This window comes from Sulfuricurvum sp., from assembly GCF_028688295.1.
GTDB lineage: Bacteria > Campylobacterota > Campylobacteria > Campylobacterales > Sulfurimonadaceae > Sulfuricurvum.
The window spans coordinates 45,494-64,067 of the sequence record NZ_JAQTYM010000008.1 but is presented as its reverse complement, the minus strand read 5'-3'; the positions used below and the strand labels follow the sequence as shown (position 1 = coordinate 64,067).

Sequence of the window (18,574 nt, the reverse complement as noted above, 5' to 3'; positions counted from 1 at the left end):
GTACCGGTATGGGCTTGTCCTACAACGTCACGTCCTTCCATAATAACGGGGATAACCATTTGTTGAATCGGGCTTGGTGTTTTAAAACCGGCATGATTGATACTTTGCATGATCTCTTTTCTAAGACCAAAAGATTCAAATGTTACCAAGTTTTCGTCTGTGATTGCTTCTTCTATTACGTTCATAATTTACCTTTGTATATACGCCACCAGAAAACCTATTTCCGGCCAGTTACGCTTGCCCACTCATGGGGAGAGAAATTTTGGATAAGTTGGATTCTCATCCGCGAGGGCACCTTTTAAAAAGATCCAATAATCTCTTTAGAAGGTACCCAAAATTCAAATGGAATTATAGCTGAATAATTTATAAATTACACTGATAGTTATACGTTAGCAAAAGATAAAGATAAGCTTTAGTTTCAAATCGTCTCTATTTTGTCTGATTTTTTTAATCTTTTAAAACTATACTTCCAAAAATCTATACCTAATTGGAGTCAATAATGTTCACAGTAAAAATGGAAAAAGAGTGCGGCTGTTTTAAACGAAGCGGTATGGAAAGTCTTAAAACGTTTGAAAATAAAGACGATGCTATGGTTGAAGCGCAAGAGTGGGCAGCTGAGATGAATGAAACTTTTTGCCAAAAACACAATTTCTCTATTGTAGAAGAAGGCAATGACCTCATTATTAAAGTAGAAATGAATTAAGGGGTATTACCCCTTATAACTTGAGATTTAACTTTTTAATCATCATCTTTTTTGACCAAATCGGGTCTTTTAATTCTAACATCTCCCTAACTTCATCATTCACTAATCGGTAAGAAACCTTAATATCAACATTCTCAGCTCCAATAGCTAAAGGGAGTGTAAATGTTTTACTGGCATTTGCGGGAATCGAAAGATTAGTTACTGTTTTAGCCGAAAGATGAGGGATGGTTGGTTTGCCACGTTTATTGAGGTAATGAGAAGTAAGCGACAGGCTTTCATTTTTAACCACTTTTCCAGCACTCAAAAACTGAGCATCAATCACAATTTCGCGTGAACCAAACCCACTTGGAAGTGCATGAGGTTGTGGATTAATAAGGGTTACCTCCAAGCCTTTAGCACCTTTTCGAGCTTTTACCTGTAACGCATCTTTCCACATCCCCTCTGTATGAGCACCAATAAATCCATGTTCACGAATAAGCCGTTTCGTTGGTTTACCACTGCTTCCTGGTAAGGTAGAGGCAACCCCCATTTTGCGTGCACCCATATGACAGTCAACACACTGTTTTCCATCAGCATTAAATTCAGATTTCATATCAGTAAATCGGTGCTCTTCACTAGAGGTATCATTGGCATGACAAACAAAACAAAGTTGGTTTGGATTATTGTCCATAAACGGACGTTGTTCCACTCTGTGGTATGGAGATTTTGCATCTGAATACGGACCTGTCATCGTACCGCTTTTCATCCAAGTAACACGATCGATACCGCGTTTATTTTCAGGTAAGTTGTCATGAATTTGATCGATATTATGACAAACAACACAGTTGATCCCCTCAGAAATCGTATCACTTTGAAGCGCTTTAGTAGCAGCAGAATCTTTATCAAGCTGTAATGATGCTATCGCTTCATATTCATCACTTGTGGATGTAACGGCTATGCGTGGATTATGACAAGTAGCACATTCAATTTTAACTGTATTGAGCGATTTTCGGTTATCTTTTCGCGCTACATAGTCAATTGTTTTTTGAAAATATTCATCGTTCCCATAATGAGATTTTGCGTGCCATGAGTTCTCCCACTGCTTTACGATATGGCTATGACATGCCTTGCATTTACCCGAGTCTTTAAACTTATCACCCACTTTTACCGCTTCTGCCGAATAAAGTGTTAAACACAAAACTGCCAATAACCATACTGAGTGCATACCTTCTCCTTAACGATGTTTATCTAACCAAACCATTAACCCTTTTTGCGCGTGAAGACGGTTTTCAGCCTCTTCAAAAATAAGACTCTGTTTGCCGTCTAAGACTGCTTCGCTCACTTCAACACCACGATAGGCAGGAAGGCAGTGCAAAAAGATGGCATCTTCTGTAGCAAGTCCCATAAGAGCTTCATCAACAATATAACCCTCAAATGCACGAATACGTTGTGATTTTTCTTCTTCTTGCCCCATCGAAATCCACGTATCGGTTGTAACAACACTCGCCCCTGCAACTGCAACTTTTGGATCATTCGTGATCGTAATTTTTGCACCGCTCTGCTCAGCAAAAGCGTGTGCATCAGCGATCACCACAGGATCACATTCATACCCTTTTGGGGTAGCGATACGAAGTTCAAATCCAAGCTTAGCGGCGAGCATTAACCATGAATGGGTCATATTATTCCCATCACCGATATAAGCGACAATAGGATTTTTATCTTTACCACACTCCATCATCGTCATGAAATCAGCCAATAGTTGTACTGGATGGTAGCTATCACTAAGGCCGTTAATCACCGGAACTTGAGAGTAGCAGGCAAACTCTTCGAGCATCGATTGCTCATAGGTGCGAATCATAACCATATCACACATCGAGGAGATAACGCGCGCCGTATCTTTAACCGGTTCACCGCGTCCTAAATGGATATCTCGGTTGGAGAGAAACAAAGCGTGCCCACCAAGTTGGTACATCCCAACCTCAAAACTGACACGGGTGCGAGTTGAACTTTTTTCGAAAATCATCGCCAAAGTCTGATTCGCCAAACGTGGCTTAAACGTTTTAGATTTGATCTCTTTTTTAATCTCTAAACCAATTTCCAAGATCTCTAATATCTCTTCTTTAGTGTAATCTTTTAATGTTAAAAAGTGTCTCACGGTCTTCCTTCGATACAAAAAACAATCATATCATAAAAAAATTTCATTAGTTCAAAATTTGTGCTACTTCTTTAGTATGATAGCTGATGATAATATCGGCACCGGCACGTTTAAAGCCAATCATTGTCTCCATCATAACACGGTTATAATCGATGAGCCCCGCCGCACCAGCATGTTTAAGCATCGCATATTCACCGCTCACATTATAGACCGCTAACGGTAAAGATGTGGCTTCACGGATATCACGGATAATATCCAGATAAGCAAGCGCTGGTTTTACCATGAGGATATCAGCACCTTGTGCTTCATCGACAAGGCTTTCACGGATCGCTTCACGGCGATTTGCCGGATCCATTTGATACGTTGAGCGGTCACCGAAACTCGGAACCGATTCAGCGACATCGCGAAATGGACCATAATAGCCGCTTGCGAATTTAGTCGAATAGCTCATAATAGGGAGATTTACGTATCCGCCACCATCGAGTGCATCACGTAATGTCGTAATAATCCCATCCATCATCCCAGAGGGTGCAATCATATCAACCCCTGCACGTGCATGAACAAGAGCTTGCTGCGCCGAGATCCCCAAGGTCAAATCATTATCCACCGTTTCATGAACATGATCGAGAATACCACAATGTCCGTGATCAGTATATTCACAAAAACACAAATCGGTAACCACAAACATTTTCGGAAATGCGCGTTTGATTGCACGAACCGCTGTTGCAATAATCCCGTGATCACACAAAGCATCAGAGCCCACCGAATCTTTTACTTCGGGGATACCGAAAAGAATAATCGAATTAATCCCTAATTTTTGTAACAGTTCACACTCTTTTAGAATTTCATCCAAACTCATCTGATATACACCTGGCATTGAGGAGACTTCGGTTTTAATCCCCTCTCCCGGTCTCACAAACAGAGGATAGATAAAATCATTCACACTCACATGTGTCTCACGAACTAAAGAACGCAAATGTGAATTAAGACGAGTACGGCGAAAACGCTCCATGAAATTGCTCCAATATAAATATTAAGAGCAAGTGTAGCAAGTGTTAGATTAAGAAAAGAAAATTATAATTGCCACATGAATACAGAAATCCATTTTGAAAAATCCGCTATTGCCAACATGCCTAGCAAATATGGCAATTTTAAGATCCGTGCCTATAAAGAAGGGCATCAAGAACATCTCGCTATTTTTACTGAGAATTTTGAACAGCAAGAATCTCCGTTGGTACGTATCCATTCCGAGTGTCTTACCGGTGATACCCTCGGAAGTATCAAATGCGACTGTAACAATCAGTTACACAAAGCACTAAAGCTGATAGCCGCAGAAGGTGGATTGTTAATATACCATCGTCAAGAAGGGCGTAATATCGGCTTGCTCAATAAAATCAATGCTTACTGCCTCCAAGATCAGGGACGCAATACGATTGAAGCTAATATCGAACTTGGTTTTCAACCCGATCAGCGTACTTATGATGTAATTAAAGAGATATTCAACGATTTTCATCTTACAAAAATTCGTCTTTTGACGAATAATCCTGCAAAAGTTGATGTAGTAGAAGGACTAAATATTGAAATAACAGAACGGGTTCCCGTCATTATCGATCCTAATCCTCATAACGAAGGTTATTTAAGGGTTAAAAAAGAGCAGATGGGACACATTATTTAGTGCTCTTAAACGTTTATTCCACTTTTTTAAGTTAGAATCCATTAATATTGAATGAAAATTGAGGGAATATGCGCTTACTATTTTTACTTTTTATCCTTTCGTTATCCCTTTTTGCTCTAAGTAACAACTATAAAGTAGTATTACAAGAGCTTTCGACAAAAGGTGAAGCCCGCAAAACGTATGAAAACTATCGCTTAAATGCTTCATCCTTTATCTCGCAAAACTCCTATAATGAAAATTTTCTCATCCATTTTCGTAAATCAGGTGGACGTTATATTATTACAGCGGAACCCTTCGCAAACCGACATGATGCAGAAATATTCGTTAGTAAAATCCGTTCCGAACATCCAAAAGCATTTGTATCTCAAGGAATTGCCGATGATATTCAGTATCTTATGGCAATACACCGTAAAACTTTGAGTGAAAAACAGGTAGTTGTCGAAAAATCAGAAAAAACATTACAAACTTCTCCAGTAGAAATATCTCCACTCACCACTACTTCATCGCAACAGCAAGTTTCTGAGGAGGAAAGCATAATCTCATACGTCACATTGAGCTTAATTTTGGGTTTATTAAGTACTCTTATCTTTATCCTTTGGCGTGAACGTACCCATAAAACACTTACAAAACAGTATCAGGAACTTTTTGACGAAAAAGAGTTGATTCAAGACTCTATTCAAGCGAAAAATGATTTTATCGCGATGATGAGTCACGAAATCAGGGCTCCGATTAATGCTGTGATGGGAATAAGTCATCTCGTTCTTGAATCTAGACTCACGGTTACTCAACGTTCTCAAATCTCAAAAATTAAAGACTCTGCCGCTTTGCTTTTAAACCTTATCAACGATATTTTGGATCATTCTAAAATTGAAGCCGGAAAAGTAACGATTGAACAAATACCGTACGATTTAAATGCTCTTCTAGATGATATTTCCAATATTGTTTCCCATAAAGCCAATGAGAAACAAGTTGAACTCATTTTTGACATCGATCGAAGTGTTCCTAATAAGTTAATCGGAGATCCTTTACGTCTCTTGCAGGTACTCGTTAATTTGCTTAACAATGCGATTAAGTTTACCGATCAAGGAAGTGTTATTCTCAGAGCTCGAGGGCAACAAATCAGCAGGTTGAACCTCAAAATTCATTTCGAAGTTATCGATACCGGTATCGGAATGGATCAAGAACAAATTTCCCGTCTTTTCCAATCTTATTCTCAAGCTGATGATTCCATTGCCAGAAAATACGGCGGGACAGGTTTAGGACTCGCTATTTGTAAAAACTTAGTATCGCTGATGGGCGGGACGATTCAAGTTCACAGCGTACCGAATGAGGGAAGCAGCTTCTCGTTTGATATCAAGCTCCATTCTGATTTTGATTTTGAGAAACGGCACTACCGCCTTCCGACAACCGAATTAATGTCTAAAAATGCATTAGTCCTAGATGAGAACCAAGACAATGCAGCTGTTTTACAACGGGGATTGGAATATTTCCATTATGAAGTCAAAGCAGTCATTGATTCACTTGATGCCGTTGCTCTTTTTAGAAAATACAGTTTTGACATTGTGTTTATCGATACAAAGATCTCCTTGTGCGGAGAATTCAAAAGAGAACTCCAAAGCAGAATCAAAGATGATCAGTTAAAGTTAGTCTGGATGGGCGAAGATATCAAGAAACGAGGTGGTTTTATCCTCTCGAAACCGTATAACCAACTCGATATTTTCAATACTATTCTCTCGATTTATGGCTATATGGATCAAAGCGGTAAACACCAAAATAATACGAAAAAACTCAAAGAGAGCCTCAAAAAATTTAGTGGTGAAACCCTTTTACTCGCCGAAGACAATGAGATCAACCGCTCCATTATCAATGGTCTTTTGGCCGGAACCGAAATCAAAATCATTCCAGCAGTAACCGGAAAAGAAGCCGTAGATATTGTTGAAACAAATTCAGACATTAGCGTTATTTTGATGGATATTCAAATGCCCATCATGGATGGTTTTGAAGCCTCACGTCACATACGTCAAGACCCCGATAAAGATCTTATCCCTATTATCGCCGTCACCGGAAATACACTCGAAAGTGATATTCAAAATATTAGCAACGCAGGGATGAACGGCCATATTGCAAAACCGATCGATGTCAATACCTTTTATACAACCCTCTATTATGCTTTTGAAAAATCACGTAACCATACGAAAAGTCCGAGTGCCTTTCTTGATATCGCTTAAGTTACGCTAAAATAGACTTTTTCGTTTACACCACCAAATCATATAAATAAGATGGAAAACTTCTTTGAAATCCTTAAAAACACTCATCAATGCGCGCGACATCAACGTTCCTGAAGATTTTTTCGAGAAAATTGAACACTATAAAACTCTGCTTGAAAAATGGAATAAAGTTCATAATTTAACGGGAGCTAAAACACTTCATCAAATCGATGAATTCATCGTCGATGCCATCACTCCCCTCACCTTTTTACCACCCCTTACAAAAGTGATGGATATCGGTACCGGAGCAGGATTTCCAGGGATGATTTTGGCTCTCGCATTACCGCAAACCCATTTTACCCTCGTTGAGCCACTTAGTAAACGTGCCAGTTTTTTACAATTTGTAAAAGCCGATTTGGGATTGAATAATGTTGAAGTTAAAGCCCTGAGAGCTGAACAGCTACCGAGTGAACCGTATGATTTAATCACCTCTCGTGCCGTTACCGATACGACGATGCTTCTCAAACTCTCAGAACCTTTTTGTACTAAAGGGACACTGTTGCTCTTTTATAAAGGGGAAAAAGTGTATGATGAAATTGATAAATCGCTGGATTACCAAATTATTGAAGCGCAAAACCGCCACTATCTGCTTATAAAGAGATGATATGTTAAAGATATTATTATTAATCGGTGTCGTTGTTGGTGTTTATTTTCTCTTTTTTAAGAAAAAAAATCTCAAACCGCCATCTTCGGATAATTCTCAAGAAGAGGCAATGATCCCATGTGCTAAATGTAGTACTTATGTGTCAGCAAAAGAATCACTAATGCGCGATGGTAAATACTATTGTTGCCATGAATGTTTGGAGGCCTAACATGCTGTTATTCGGTCACCCCTATATTCCAACTGAACCACTTTATCATATTGATGCTATCGAAGCTATTGCGCATACTCCGGCTAATTCAGTCGTTAGCCTTTTCTTTACCCCTCAAAATCTTGATATCATTGAACATCTCCGGCTCAACAGTGTCCGTTTTGCACTTCATATTGAAACCATAACCGATGCCGTTATCGGAGAGAATTTAGGGGCATCGTATCTGATTGTTCTCCCTAAATACGGTGAAGCTATCCAAAAAGTAGCCGAACATTATCTCTTTGATGCAAAAGTTTTGGGATACATCGAAGAGATGAATGATTTGGAGAATTTGATTGACATGCGGTTAGATGGAGCCATTTTTGCGGATACTATTATTAAGGTAAATTCTTAATTTACCCATTCTCGTTTTAAATCTTTATCAAGACAAGCTAAAATCTCATAGCCAATTGTTCCAACGGAACGCGCATAATCATTAGCGTTATTAAAAATTAACAATTCATCTTTATCAGTGGCGAAAGCGGCATTATCCATAGAAATACGTCCTCGAAGTGCAATCCCCTCAGGAGTCGTATAACGGTTAGATGCAAGTCGGTCTAACCCGTTTGCATACCCTAAATCATACGTCGATACCACCTCATCGCTTATTGCTTCATAAATACCGTTATATCCAACTCTCTCACCTTTTTTGAGCGCACGGGTTGCTACACGATCACCCCACAATGAAAGAACCGGTTTCAAATCCGGTTGAGGGAGAGTGTGCTCCATTTCTAAACATCCATACAACGCTATCCCGACGCGAACGATATCATCTTCACATGCCGATGAGCGAAATGCCCCTCCTGAGTTCGAGAGATGAAACCGAAGTCTCCATCCATACGATTGTGCCAGTACCGATGCCTTAGCTTTAATCTCATCAAAATTTCGACGCTGCCAAAACCATTCGCTGCTCAGAGTATCGGAAGCGCGTAAGTGACTCATAACCCCAACACATACCAAACCGGCTTGATTGATACGTTTAAATGCCTCTTCCAGTTCGCTGAGTACAATACCGTTACGATGCATTCCGGTATCAATTTTTAACTCAACCCGACTTCCTCTTGCAAACCTCTCAATCGCTTCGATTGAATTGATCACATAACTGTAGGTAGGATTTAATTTCGTAGGATAATCGCCTAAAATAAGAACATTATCAAAAAACTCGGCAACCTCATCCGCTTCGCGCTCTAATCTAACCACTGCTTGTTTGATACCGTATTGTGCTGCTGAGTGTGCTATCATCACGGCACCATGACCATACGCATTATCTTTTAAGACGACTGCGATTTTATCTTTTCCACCGACTTGGTGTGCGATAATGTCAAAATTATGAATCAGTGCCTCACGGCTCAATTTAATAGTTCCCATAAGGGTATTATATTCCAAGGATAATTAATGCGTTATTTCCCCGCCGAATTTGAACCTCAAAGTTTTGTTCAACTCATTTTTCCCCATCCCCAAAGTGATTGGGCGCCCTATCTAGAAGAGGCGCGAGCATGTTTTGTCAACATCGCTAATGCCATTTCCCGCTATCAACCTTGTCTTATTGTGTGTGATGATAGTGAACTCGTCAAAAGCTATTTTAGCTCTCACGAAAATCTGATTTTCGTAGCCTATCAAAGTGATGACACATGGGCGCGTGATTGCAGTGCCTTGAGTGTCATCGACGAGGATGAAGATGAACCTTTGCTACTTGACTTTACCTTCACCGGATGGGGTGGAAAGTTTGATGCCACTCGTGATAATGCTATGAGCAGTTCTATCGCTAGCATCTATGGCGCACCAATGAAAAAAATTGATCTTATTTTAGAAGGTGGTGGAGTAGAGTCCAATGCTAATGGTTCACTACTAACCACAGCCGAATGTCTGTTGAACCTTAACCGCAATCCTCATTTAACCAAAACGCAAACCGAAAATATCCTCAAAAAAGAGTTTGGTGTGGAACAAATTCTCTGGCTGAATCACGGTTATCTCTCTGGGGATGATACTGACAGCCACATAGATACCCTCGCTCGTTTCATCGATACGGATACCATCATGTATGTCAAATGTGACGATAAAGATGATGAGCATTACGATGCATTGAAAAAAATGGAAGATGAGCTAAAGGCATTGCGTGATATCGACGGAGAAGCGTTTAATCTTATCGCACTGCCGATGACAAATCCCATTTTCTATGATGATGAGCGCTTACCCGCAACCTACGCCAACTTTTTAATCATCAATGATGCTGTTTTATTACCGATCTATAACGATCCTCACGATGCAGAAGCTATTGCCATCTGTGAAGATGCCTTTAGAGGACGCGATATCATCCCAATAGAGTGTTCCGTTCTCATCCGTCAACACGGATCACTCCACTGTGTTACGATGCAGTTTCCCGAAGAAGTAGGATTACGGGTGGAATAAAAGGGAAAATCCCATGTAGAGAAAATAGCCCGATCCAGCTAGTAAAATAAGGGTTAAAAGTACTTGTTTTAGATTCAATTTCATGGGTAAAAGTATAACGACTTAACACTAATGTAACACTTTCCATCTACAATTCCTGTTAACACTATTGTAACATTTAAGGAATGTAGATGAAAAAAATAACCCTCCTATCAATGGCTGCCATTGCTGCGCTTGCCACTGAACCTATCGCAATTCAAAAAATCACTGTTGAAGCTGATACAACGAAATTTGATATTGCATCCAAAGAACTTACAACATCCAAATCTAAAACTATGACAGGTGACGTAGCTGAAATTCTTACGGATATTCCTGGTGTCAGTATTTATAACATGGGAAGTCGTGCATCTCTTCCTGTGATTCACGGTATGGCAGACGACCGCGTTAAAATCGATATCGATGGTATGACAATTACTTCAGCTTGTCCAAACCACATGAATCCAGCTCTCTCGTATATCGATACTTCTAAAATCGAAGCAATTAATGTTATGGCCGGAATCACACCGGTTAGTGAAGGTGGAGACAGTATCGGTGGAACTATCGCTATAAAATCTAAAGACCCTATGTTTGCTGCTAAAAGTGGAGAAGCTCTTATTAGCGGTGACATATCTAGTTTTTACCATAGTAATAATAAAGCACGCGGTGCGTCTGTCAGTGCAACTGCCGCTAATGATAAAGTTAGTGTAAATTATTCAGGATATGCCGAAAAAGCCAGAAGCTATAAAAATGGTAATGGTGCTATCGTCAAAGACACTCTCTATCAACAACAAAATCATGCAGCAACCATCGCCTATAAAATAAATTCCGATGATGTTGTTTCTCTTAAACTGACAAAAACTAACGTTGACTACATCGGTTTTCCAAATGAATACATGGATATGCTAGGCAATGAATCTACTTCAGGAAATCTCAGCTATAAAGGAAAATTTGGAGCTCTATTAATCGATGCCAATGTATTTCGTCAAGATACTGATCATTATATGAATAAAATATGGGGTGAGCGACAAGCATTTAATCCTGCAATGCCATTAGGGATGCCAATGTATACTGAAGCGGAGGAAAGTGGTTTCAACCTTAAAGCAACCCTTCCTTATAGCCAAACCCAAACATTCAAATTCGGTGCTGATTACGACCGATATCGTCTCAATGATTGGTGGCCACCCGTCACAACAACTGTTGGCGGTATGGGACCAAATACATTCTGGAACATTAACGATGGGCAACGTGATCGTATCGGACTTTTTGCCGAAGCCCATTCTCAATGGGGTGAGAAACTATCATCTGTTATCGGTGTACGTTATGATAGAGTTAGTATGAATACGGGAGATGTTGTCGGATATAATTTTGCAACCAATGCCATGGCGAATGATTCAGTTGATGCCAATACTTTTAATGCCCTTGATCATAAAAAGACCGATAACAATTATGATCTTACTGCTACGACAAAATATGAATACAGTAATACTACTGATATAGAACTCGGTTTTGCACGTAAAACTCGTTCACCTAATATCTATGAACGTTATTCATGGGCAGGAGGATATGGTTCTAATCCATTAGTCAGTGGACCGATTGCTATGGATATGGCGATGATCAACTGGTTTGGTGACGGAAATGGCTATGTTGGTAATCTCGATCTAAATCCAGAAGTTGCCAATACCATCAGTACCACTATCTCTTTGCATGATGAAGCTGAAAAAGAGTGGGGATTAAAACTAACTCCATACTATACAAAAGTAAAAGATTACATTGATGTTAGTGTCATCGGGACAGCTACAGCAGGTGGATATACTGGTATTAGACTTTTGAAATTTGTTAATACAGATGCGCATCTCTTTGGTGCTGATCTATCAGGATACACAACACTATGGGATAACAGCGATAACGGTAAAGGGACACTCAAAGGAACACTCAGCTATACACGCGGGTTCCGTGATAATGGCGGATCGCTCTATCATATGATGCCACTTCATGCCAAAGTATCATTGGATCGTGTTTCCGGTGCATGGAGTAACGGAATCGATATCGAAAGCGTCGATGACAAAGAATCCGTTGATACACTCCGAAAAGAGCCGTTAACACCAGGATATGCCTTAGTTGATTTGAGAACAGGCTATACTTGGTCAAAACAATTCAATATGGATTTTTCAATTACCAATCTTTTTGACCATGCATATGCTCTCCCACTTGGAGGAGTAGATGTCGTTGCCAATCCTACTAAAGGAAGTTATATCCCTTTACAAGGGATGGGGCGTTCATTTAACGCTGCACTTACTTACAAATTCTAATCCCATGCCCTTCGGGGCATCAATGTTTCGTCAACTCTTCATTCTCCAAAAACCATCCGAAGCCGAACATCAACCCTGGTGTTTTGGCTTTGGTCTCATCCATCACAAACTTTTTAGCTTCAACCACAGCGATCTCAACAACTTCGATCATCTCCACATCCACACCGCCGCCATCACTCACCCTCATAGCTTCATTGACACGTGCCATATATAGCGTCTGTACCGATCCTGCAAATCCAACCGCCGTGTAAAATGAAGTCACTCGCTCAATCTTCTCCAAGGGAACATGATATCCACACTCTTCCAAAATCTCTTCATGTGCAATCTCGATAAGCGATTTATCTTTATCGACAATGCCGGCACAAAGCTCATACGTATAGCCATCACCGTTTTTAAGATAGACAGGGGGGCGAAACTGTTTTACCACGACAAACGTATCATGATTTTCGTGATACAAGAGAATCGCTACACTGTCGTGTACTTCTACCATATCCCAGAGTTTTTGTACACCGTTTTGGAAATATTTCATCCGTTTAGGCTTCACAAAATCAGAGTTTTCACACGCTACAATTGTGACGTTTTTGATCATATCTACTTCTTAGAAAGGTTTTACTTTAAAGGTCTCACTGTCTACATAATAGGTTTCATGAAAATCAAAATACGGTTTTCGCGTCGGCTTATTTTTCAATGCTTCTTTAAATCTTCTGTCCATTTTATCACGAATTGCCAGAAATACCTTGCGTTCTTTTCCACTGAACCCTTCAGTTTTTTTCTTCATCACACCCAAAGGATCAATTGCATTACTCCCTCGATACACCCCAAAATGAAGATGAGGACCTGACGAGAGACCGCTAGAGCCAACATAGCCTATAATCTCACCTTGTTTCACTCTTACCCCTGATCGGATACCTTTTTTAAATGATTTTTGATGGGCATAGAGACTGATCAATCCATTACTGTGACGTATTTTAATCGTCTTACCGTACCCAGAAGAATAGCCTACAAAACTAACCTTTCCCTCTCCTGTCGATAAAATAGGGGTTCCGGGACGAGCCCCAAAATCAACCCCTAAATGAGCCCGGTAACGCTTTAGAACCGGGTGATAACGGCTTTTTGTAAATCGTGAGGTAATACGTGGATTTTTCATGGGGAGTTTAAACAAAAACTTCTCGTATTGTCCCCCTTTTTCATCATAAAAACGTCCATCAGAATGACGATAAACCGAGATTTTTTTTCCATTTACTTCAACCATTGCCCCGTGTACTTCAGGCATGGAAAATGGTTTTCCAAGGCGATATTTTTGGGTATATACAATAATAATAGGAGCACCCGGTTGTAATCCACGCCGAAAATCAACTTTTCCTTTGAACATTTTTACAAAAATGGAAGCAAGATTTTTGGACCCTGTTGTTTTTAAAATATCATTATAGGGGAGGGTTTGGATCGGAACGTAGAGGGTTTCTGTATACTCTTCACTCACGACCGGAGTCACCTTCATTTCATACCGTTTTTTAGGAGTGAGATAAATTTGCAACTGTAATTCATCATTCACCGGAATCAAAATTTGGCGAATAAAATTTTTGTTATCCAAAATCATTTGACAATTTGCGCTGTAGGGGATATCTTCGGTGAGTTTTTGATCTTCCTTATCAAGGTTATAGTAAACCGAAAGGGGGAGTTTTTTTCGCTCCAAGAAGGAGAGAAAACTTTCACCGTCTTTCCACTTAAAAGGTTTAACCGAACCGCCAAAAAGGAGAATAGGCAATAACAATAATACAAAAAAACGGCCCATTCTCACCCTTGATCAAAATACGCTTAACAAGCAAAAAAGAATTAAATAATAGCAAAAATTCCATTTACAAAGATGTGATAAGCTATAATCATCCTTAATTACTTTACTAAAAGGTTACCATGATGCGCATCTGGCTCACTACTTTTCTCGTATACGGCGTTTTAAACGCTGCATCGATCACTTCACCCTTGCTCGACGTTCAAGAATCTCGTGCAACCATTACCGCTGAAAACCTGCGTGAAGGGATGAGTGGATTTATCGTTCGACAATTTGACGCGACTCACAGCACCATTATCGCGAATGCTAGAGTTGAACAAGTAAATCCATCCAACGGGCGTGCCATTTTAACATTGAGTGAATACGACGGACTTCGCCAAAACTCTCTTCCAAGTGGAAATTGGAAGGCAAAAGCATCTGATATTGCTGTGTTGGCTCACGATTATGAGCGTGCTCTTCTCATCACCCCGAATGAAGATACTTATGATGCAATCAGCAAAAGTATTCCTAATATTGAATGGATTCATCCGGACAACTACGCTACCTATCTATCATACGAAGGGCACCCTACCCCTTTAAAAGAGGATTTCCACCGCTATTGCACCGCAAATTCGGTTGGATTGCTCTACATTCAAAGTGCACAAACCCTCTTTACTCTTGATTGCAAAAGCTTTGCCCTCTTACAAAGCACTCCCTCTGTGCAAAAGACAACTACGGAACAAACCCCATTTTACACCCGTATTCCAACCATTCGCGCGGCTTGGTGGGGAGAAGGAAGTTCACGTTTGGATGGATATGAGCCTTATTATCTTGAACAAATTGCTTTAAATAATTCAAAAAATAAAGAATTATATGAGCTCTACAAAGCAAAATTTAGTGATAAAAGCGCACTATTGCGCTATTTTGATCTGAAGGAATAACGATGCTCGCTGCCAGTGCCATTGATTTTTTTACGAATTTACTCGGCAAAGAGAATGTTTACAGTGATAAAGCGCACCTCATTGCCTACAGTTATGATGCTACACGCGAAAAATTTGAGCCCGAAGCGGTACTTTTCCCCCGCCACGAAAACGATGTAAGTGATATTCTCCGTTACTGCAATGAACACCGTATTGTCATCGTTCCGCGCGGAGCGGGCAGTGGATTTACCGGAGGAGCTCTCCCCTCATCAGGCGGTATTGTTTTAGCGTTTGAAAAACATATGAACAAAATTCTTGAAATCGACATGCAAAACATGGTAGCAATTGTTCAACCGGGTGTTGTCAACATGGAGCTCCAACGTGCGGTTGAAGAAGTTGGACTTTTCTATCCACCTGATCCGGCGAGCCAAGAGTACTCCACCATCGGCGGAAACGTCAATGAAAATGCAGGTGGAATGCGAGCCGCAAAATATGGCATTACCAAAGACTACGTTATGGCAATCCGTGCGGTTCTCCCTAACGGTGACATCATAAAAGCAGGAAAACGGACGATTAAAGATGTCGCAGGATATAACATCGCGGGAATTTTGATCGCTTCTGAAGGGACGCTCGCCGTTACGACTGAAGTGACGCTCAAACTCCTCTCAAAACCAAAAATGACCAAAACAGCAATGGGGATTTTCCCCACTGTAAATGCGGCTATGGAGGCAGTCTATAAAACAATGGCAAGCGGCGTCACTCCTGTTGCGATGGAATTTTTAGACAATCTCACCATCCGCTCAGTAGAACAAGTTTATAAAAAAGGTCTTCCGATTGAAGCTGGAGCGATTCTCGTTACCGATGTTGATGGCAATCTCGAAGAAGACCTCGACTTCCAACTCTCTCTCATCCAAAAAGTATTCCAAGAAAACGGCTGTAGCGAATTCAAAATAGCACGTGACAAACAAGAAGCAAGTGATCTGTGGTTTGCCCGCCGCAATGCGAGCCAATCTCTCTCTGTATATGGGTCTAAAAAAATCAATGAAGATGTCACGGTCCCCCGCTCTGCTCTACCAGAATTGTTAGAACGATTTTATGCGATCGCCAAAAAATACAACATCAATATCCCTTGCTTCGGGCATACAGGAGATGGTAATGTACACACCAATGTCATGGTGGATGGCAAAGATCCCGAACAGGTGAAAATCGGATACGAAGCGATCCGTGAAGTGTTTCAAGCAACCATCGATCTTGGAGGTACACTAAGTGGTGAACACGGTATCGGGTTAGCAAAAGCACCGTATATGTCAATGGCATTTACCCCTGAGGAGATGGCACTGTTCCAATCGATCAAACGGGCTTTTGATCCAAACAATATTCTCAATCCTAGTAAAATGGGACTTGAGTAAGCGATGAATTTAAAAGCGGCTTTTAGGCATATACGTCTTTTCTTTCTGATGCTTTTTGATCGGGAAATTACTGTTTATGCTTCGAGCCTCAGCTTTTATACCATTTTTACCGTTGTCCCTCTCCTCATTATTTCACTCAGCCTAATCGCTAATGTTCCCGTATTTGAAGAGCAATACGCCAAAATTCAGATCTTTATTTTTGATAATATTATGCCGGTTCAAACTGCGGCCATGGCTGGATATTTAGAATCATTTTTTCAAAATTCCGTACAGCTTGGGGTAATTGGATTTGCGACAATGATTGTCTCATCACTGCTATTTTTCCAAAACTTTGAACATATCGTCAGTAAAATTTTTAAAACCTCCAAACGAGGTATTTGGGATGCCATCACAACCTATTGGACACTCATTACCCTTACACCAATCGTTTTAATCGCCTCCATGAGTCTAAAAGCTTATTTGGTCACTCATGTAAGTGGGTTCGCACTCAGTGCCCTCTCCATTTTTCCATTCTTACTCTTATGGAGTATTTTCTTTCTCATTTATAAGATCGCCGTTAATGCTGATGTCTCGATTAGAGCCGCCGCCATGAGCTCTTTTATCGTTGCCGTTGTCTGGGGGATAGCTAAAAACAGCTTTGTTCAATACGTCTTTTACAACAAAACCTACGCTACCATGTACGGCTCTTTTTCAGCCCTTATCTTTTTCTTCTTATGGATTTACGTCTCATGGATCATCGTTATCTACGGGATGAAACTATGCTATCTGATAAACCGCGCTACTCAGCACAGCGATACCCAAGAGAGCTAAAAGCCAAAAAGCCTCTTTACGCCACATTGCACCAAGAGCCAATATGATACTGCTCCATCCGACAATTATCGGTATTTCAACCTTCTTAATCTCCGCACTCTCAAACATACGTACCAAATAAGGGTCGAATATCTCCCCAATCCCAATCGTGTGAAAGGCAAGAACAAGGGGATAATAAAGATTAAAAATAATATTCATTCCTATCGATCCGGCATGAATCCAACCAAACGTTCCAAAAATAGAGAGAGATATCGGTAACATTGTGAGATACAACCATACATTGAGCGCTAAAAATATTTGCCACTTTTTCCAATGTTCAAAATAGCGGATAAAAATAAAAATCAGCAGTACCCCAAATGCACTAAACCAAAATGCCAACGAGAAAAAAAGTTTTGGGAAAAAAGCCAATAAAATCCCTAAAGTTACCGCAAGCGTTTGAAAAGAAATAATCCGAATTCCCCTATCATATAACCAATATCCCACAGCAATCATCCCAAACGATCGCACCATCGCTGGATTAAACTCCAATGCCCACAGATAAAATCCCAACAACACTAAGATTATGATGTACACATCACGATTACCGTGACGATAAGGAAAATAGCGATCCTGTGCCGCACGATACAACGGACGCAAAAGAAAAAATCCAATGGCTGAGAGGATCGCAAAATGATACCCGCTAATCGAAATCGCAGCACTCAGTCCCATCCCTCCGATCAGGGTTTGAAACTCTTGTGACATGGGAGTAGCGACAAACAGTGCACCATAAAGCTCTCGCATCCATTGATCCTCATGCACCGATGCGATGCGGCGATACCACTGTTCTTTGAGACTGAGTTCTGGATAGACTTCGGTGATTACCCCTCGTGTATGTATCCCTTTTAGAAAATCTAAAAAAGTGACTTTTGCCACCTGAAGCTCGACTAATACTTCGCGTCCGCGAAGATCACGTAGATAAGGTGACATAGCACACCTAAGTGTTGAACCGTTTTCGAGTCGGAGTTTCATAGAGGTTTTTGGTTTATCTGCGATCAGACGTATCTCTTGATCAATTACAGAGGCACGTACTAGGGGATCGTCAAAAGTTTTGAGTTTGGTAAATTGATAATACTCATAAGAGAGGGAAAGAGAGGCAATGAAAAGGAGAAACAGGAAAAAGAGGAGACCACTTTTACGATCAAAAAGATCGACCCGCTCTAATTTAGACATTAAATAATCGGCATTGACACATTTCCAACACTCTCATCATCTAAATTCATCGTCGCACTTTTCATATCGATACTCTCATAGACAATTTGTGC

At 40.4% G+C, this 18,574-nt stretch carries 19 protein-coding genes; 11 read left to right on the top strand and 8 right to left on the bottom strand.

The window, feature by feature from the left end; translation table 11 throughout:
* On the bottom strand, positions 1-185 hold a 185-nt coding region (locus tag PHR02_RS03685), incomplete at its 3' end, for a DEAD/DEAH box helicase (RefSeq protein WP_299989081.1).
* Positions 186-499: 314 nt separating this feature from the next.
* On the opposite strand from PHR02_RS03685, the gene PHR02_RS03680 reads away from it, so the two are divergent.
* Positions 500-703, top strand: a complete 204-nt coding sequence (locus tag PHR02_RS03680) for a hypothetical protein (RefSeq protein WP_299989079.1) — start codon at positions 500-502, stop codon at positions 701-703.
* A 13-nt stretch (positions 704-716) separates the two neighbouring features.
* Here the strand turns inward: PHR02_RS03680 and PHR02_RS03675 are convergent, their stop codons facing one another.
* The 3 genes from PHR02_RS03675 to hemB are packed head-to-tail and all read right to left on the bottom strand — an operon-like array spanning position 717 to position 3,849.
* Positions 717-1,907, bottom strand: a complete 1,191-nt coding sequence (locus PHR02_RS03675; RefSeq protein WP_299989077.1) for a multiheme c-type cytochrome — start codon at positions 1,905-1,907, stop codon at positions 717-719.
* Positions 1,908-1,916: 9 nt separating this feature from the next.
* A complete protein-coding gene (argF, locus tag PHR02_RS03670) occupies positions 1,917-2,837 on the bottom strand; it encodes an ornithine carbamoyltransferase (protein WP_299989074.1) in 921 nt (306 codons plus the stop codon).
* Positions 2,838-2,883: 46 nt separating this feature from the next.
* Entirely contained in the window at positions 2,884-3,849 is a 966-nt protein-coding gene (gene hemB / locus PHR02_RS03665; RefSeq protein ID WP_299989071.1) for a porphobilinogen synthase, read from the bottom strand.
* A gap of 75 nt (positions 3,850-3,924) precedes the next feature.
* On the opposite strand from hemB, the gene ribA reads away from it, so the two are divergent.
* The 5 genes from ribA to PHR02_RS03640 all read left to right on the top strand — a co-directional run bounded on the left by ribA (position 3,925) and on the right by PHR02_RS03640 (position 7,985).
* Positions 3,925-4,512, top strand: a complete 588-nt coding sequence (gene ribA, locus PHR02_RS03660; RefSeq protein WP_299989068.1) for a GTP cyclohydrolase II — start codon at positions 3,925-3,927, stop codon at positions 4,510-4,512.
* Between the two features lie 68 nt (positions 4,513-4,580).
* Positions 4,581-6,740 carry an ATP-binding protein gene (locus PHR02_RS03655; RefSeq protein WP_299989064.1) on the top strand — a complete coding sequence of 720 codons (2,160 nt, stop codon included), beginning with the start codon at positions 4,581-4,583 and terminating at the stop codon, positions 6,738-6,740.
* A gap of 64 nt (positions 6,741-6,804) precedes the next feature.
* Positions 6,805-7,383 carry a 16S rRNA (guanine(527)-N(7))-methyltransferase RsmG gene (rsmG, locus tag PHR02_RS03650; protein ID WP_299989061.1) on the top strand — a complete coding sequence of 193 codons (579 nt, stop codon included), beginning with the start codon at positions 6,805-6,807 and terminating at the stop codon, positions 7,381-7,383.
* 1 nt (position 7,384) lies between these two features.
* A complete protein-coding gene (locus PHR02_RS03645) occupies positions 7,385-7,591 on the top strand; it encodes a PP0621 family protein (protein WP_299989059.1) in 207 nt (68 codons plus the stop codon).
* 1 nt (position 7,592) lies between these two features.
* The gene (locus tag PHR02_RS03640; RefSeq protein ID WP_299989056.1) at positions 7,593-7,985 is read left to right on the top strand and encodes a hypothetical protein; all 393 of its coding nucleotides are present in this window, start codon (positions 7,593-7,595) and stop codon (positions 7,983-7,985) included.
* Here PHR02_RS03640 and PHR02_RS03635 read toward each other — a convergent pair.
* Positions 7,982-8,998 carry an alanine racemase gene (locus PHR02_RS03635; RefSeq protein WP_299989053.1) on the bottom strand — a complete coding sequence of 339 codons (1,017 nt, stop codon included), beginning with the start codon at positions 8,996-8,998 and terminating at the stop codon, positions 7,982-7,984. The genes PHR02_RS03640 and PHR02_RS03635 overlap by 4 nt on opposite strands.
* Positions 8,999-9,025: 27 nt before the next feature.
* On the opposite strand from PHR02_RS03635, the gene PHR02_RS03630 reads away from it, so the two are divergent.
* Positions 9,026-10,039: an agmatine/peptidylarginine deiminase gene (locus PHR02_RS03630; RefSeq protein WP_299989050.1), complete on the top strand. Its 1,014-nt coding sequence runs from the start codon at positions 9,026-9,028 to the stop codon at positions 10,037-10,039.
* Positions 10,040-10,209: 170 nt separating this feature from the next.
* Positions 10,210-12,366 carry a TonB-dependent receptor gene (locus tag PHR02_RS03625; protein WP_299989049.1) on the top strand — a complete coding sequence of 719 codons (2,157 nt, stop codon included), beginning with the start codon at positions 10,210-10,212 and terminating at the stop codon, positions 12,364-12,366.
* A 19-nt stretch (positions 12,367-12,385) separates the two neighbouring features.
* Here PHR02_RS03625 and PHR02_RS03620 read toward each other — a convergent pair whose 3' ends face one another.
* Both PHR02_RS03620 and PHR02_RS03615 read right to left on the bottom strand, forming a co-directional pair.
* Positions 12,386-12,955 (bottom strand): NUDIX hydrolase, encoded by a 570-nt coding sequence (locus PHR02_RS03620; protein ID WP_299989046.1) that lies wholly within the window; start codon positions 12,953-12,955, stop codon positions 12,386-12,388.
* A gap of 9 nt (positions 12,956-12,964) precedes the next feature.
* Positions 12,965-14,158 (bottom strand): peptidoglycan DD-metalloendopeptidase family protein, encoded by a 1,194-nt coding sequence (locus tag PHR02_RS03615; protein ID WP_299989044.1) that lies wholly within the window; start codon positions 14,156-14,158, stop codon positions 12,965-12,967.
* A gap of 122 nt (positions 14,159-14,280) precedes the next feature.
* Here PHR02_RS03615 and PHR02_RS03610 point away from each other — a divergent pair, with 122 nt between their 5' ends.
* Genes PHR02_RS03610 through PHR02_RS03600 form a run of 3 tightly spaced genes read left to right on the top strand, consistent with a single transcriptional unit; the run spans position 14,281 to position 17,273 of the window.
* Positions 14,281-15,075: a plasminogen-binding N-terminal domain-containing protein gene (locus PHR02_RS03610; protein WP_299989042.1), complete on the top strand. Its 795-nt coding sequence runs from the start codon at positions 14,281-14,283 to the stop codon at positions 15,073-15,075.
* 2 nt (positions 15,076-15,077) lie between these two features.
* Complete coding sequence (locus tag PHR02_RS03605) at positions 15,078-16,463, top strand: FAD-linked oxidase C-terminal domain-containing protein (protein ID WP_299989039.1); 1,386 nt, start codon at positions 15,078-15,080, stop codon at positions 16,461-16,463.
* A 3-nt stretch (positions 16,464-16,466) separates the two neighbouring features.
* A complete protein-coding gene (locus PHR02_RS03600; protein ID WP_299989036.1) occupies positions 16,467-17,273 on the top strand; it encodes a YihY family inner membrane protein in 807 nt (268 codons plus the stop codon).
* Here the strand turns inward: PHR02_RS03600 and PHR02_RS03595 are convergent.
* Positions 17,220-18,482 carry a ComEC/Rec2 family competence protein gene (locus tag PHR02_RS03595; RefSeq protein ID WP_299989033.1) on the bottom strand — a complete coding sequence of 421 codons (1,263 nt, stop codon included), beginning with the start codon at positions 18,480-18,482 and terminating at the stop codon, positions 17,220-17,222. The two genes, PHR02_RS03600 and PHR02_RS03595, sit on opposite strands and share 54 nt — an antisense overlap.
* Positions 18,483-18,574 lie beyond the last annotated feature (92 nt).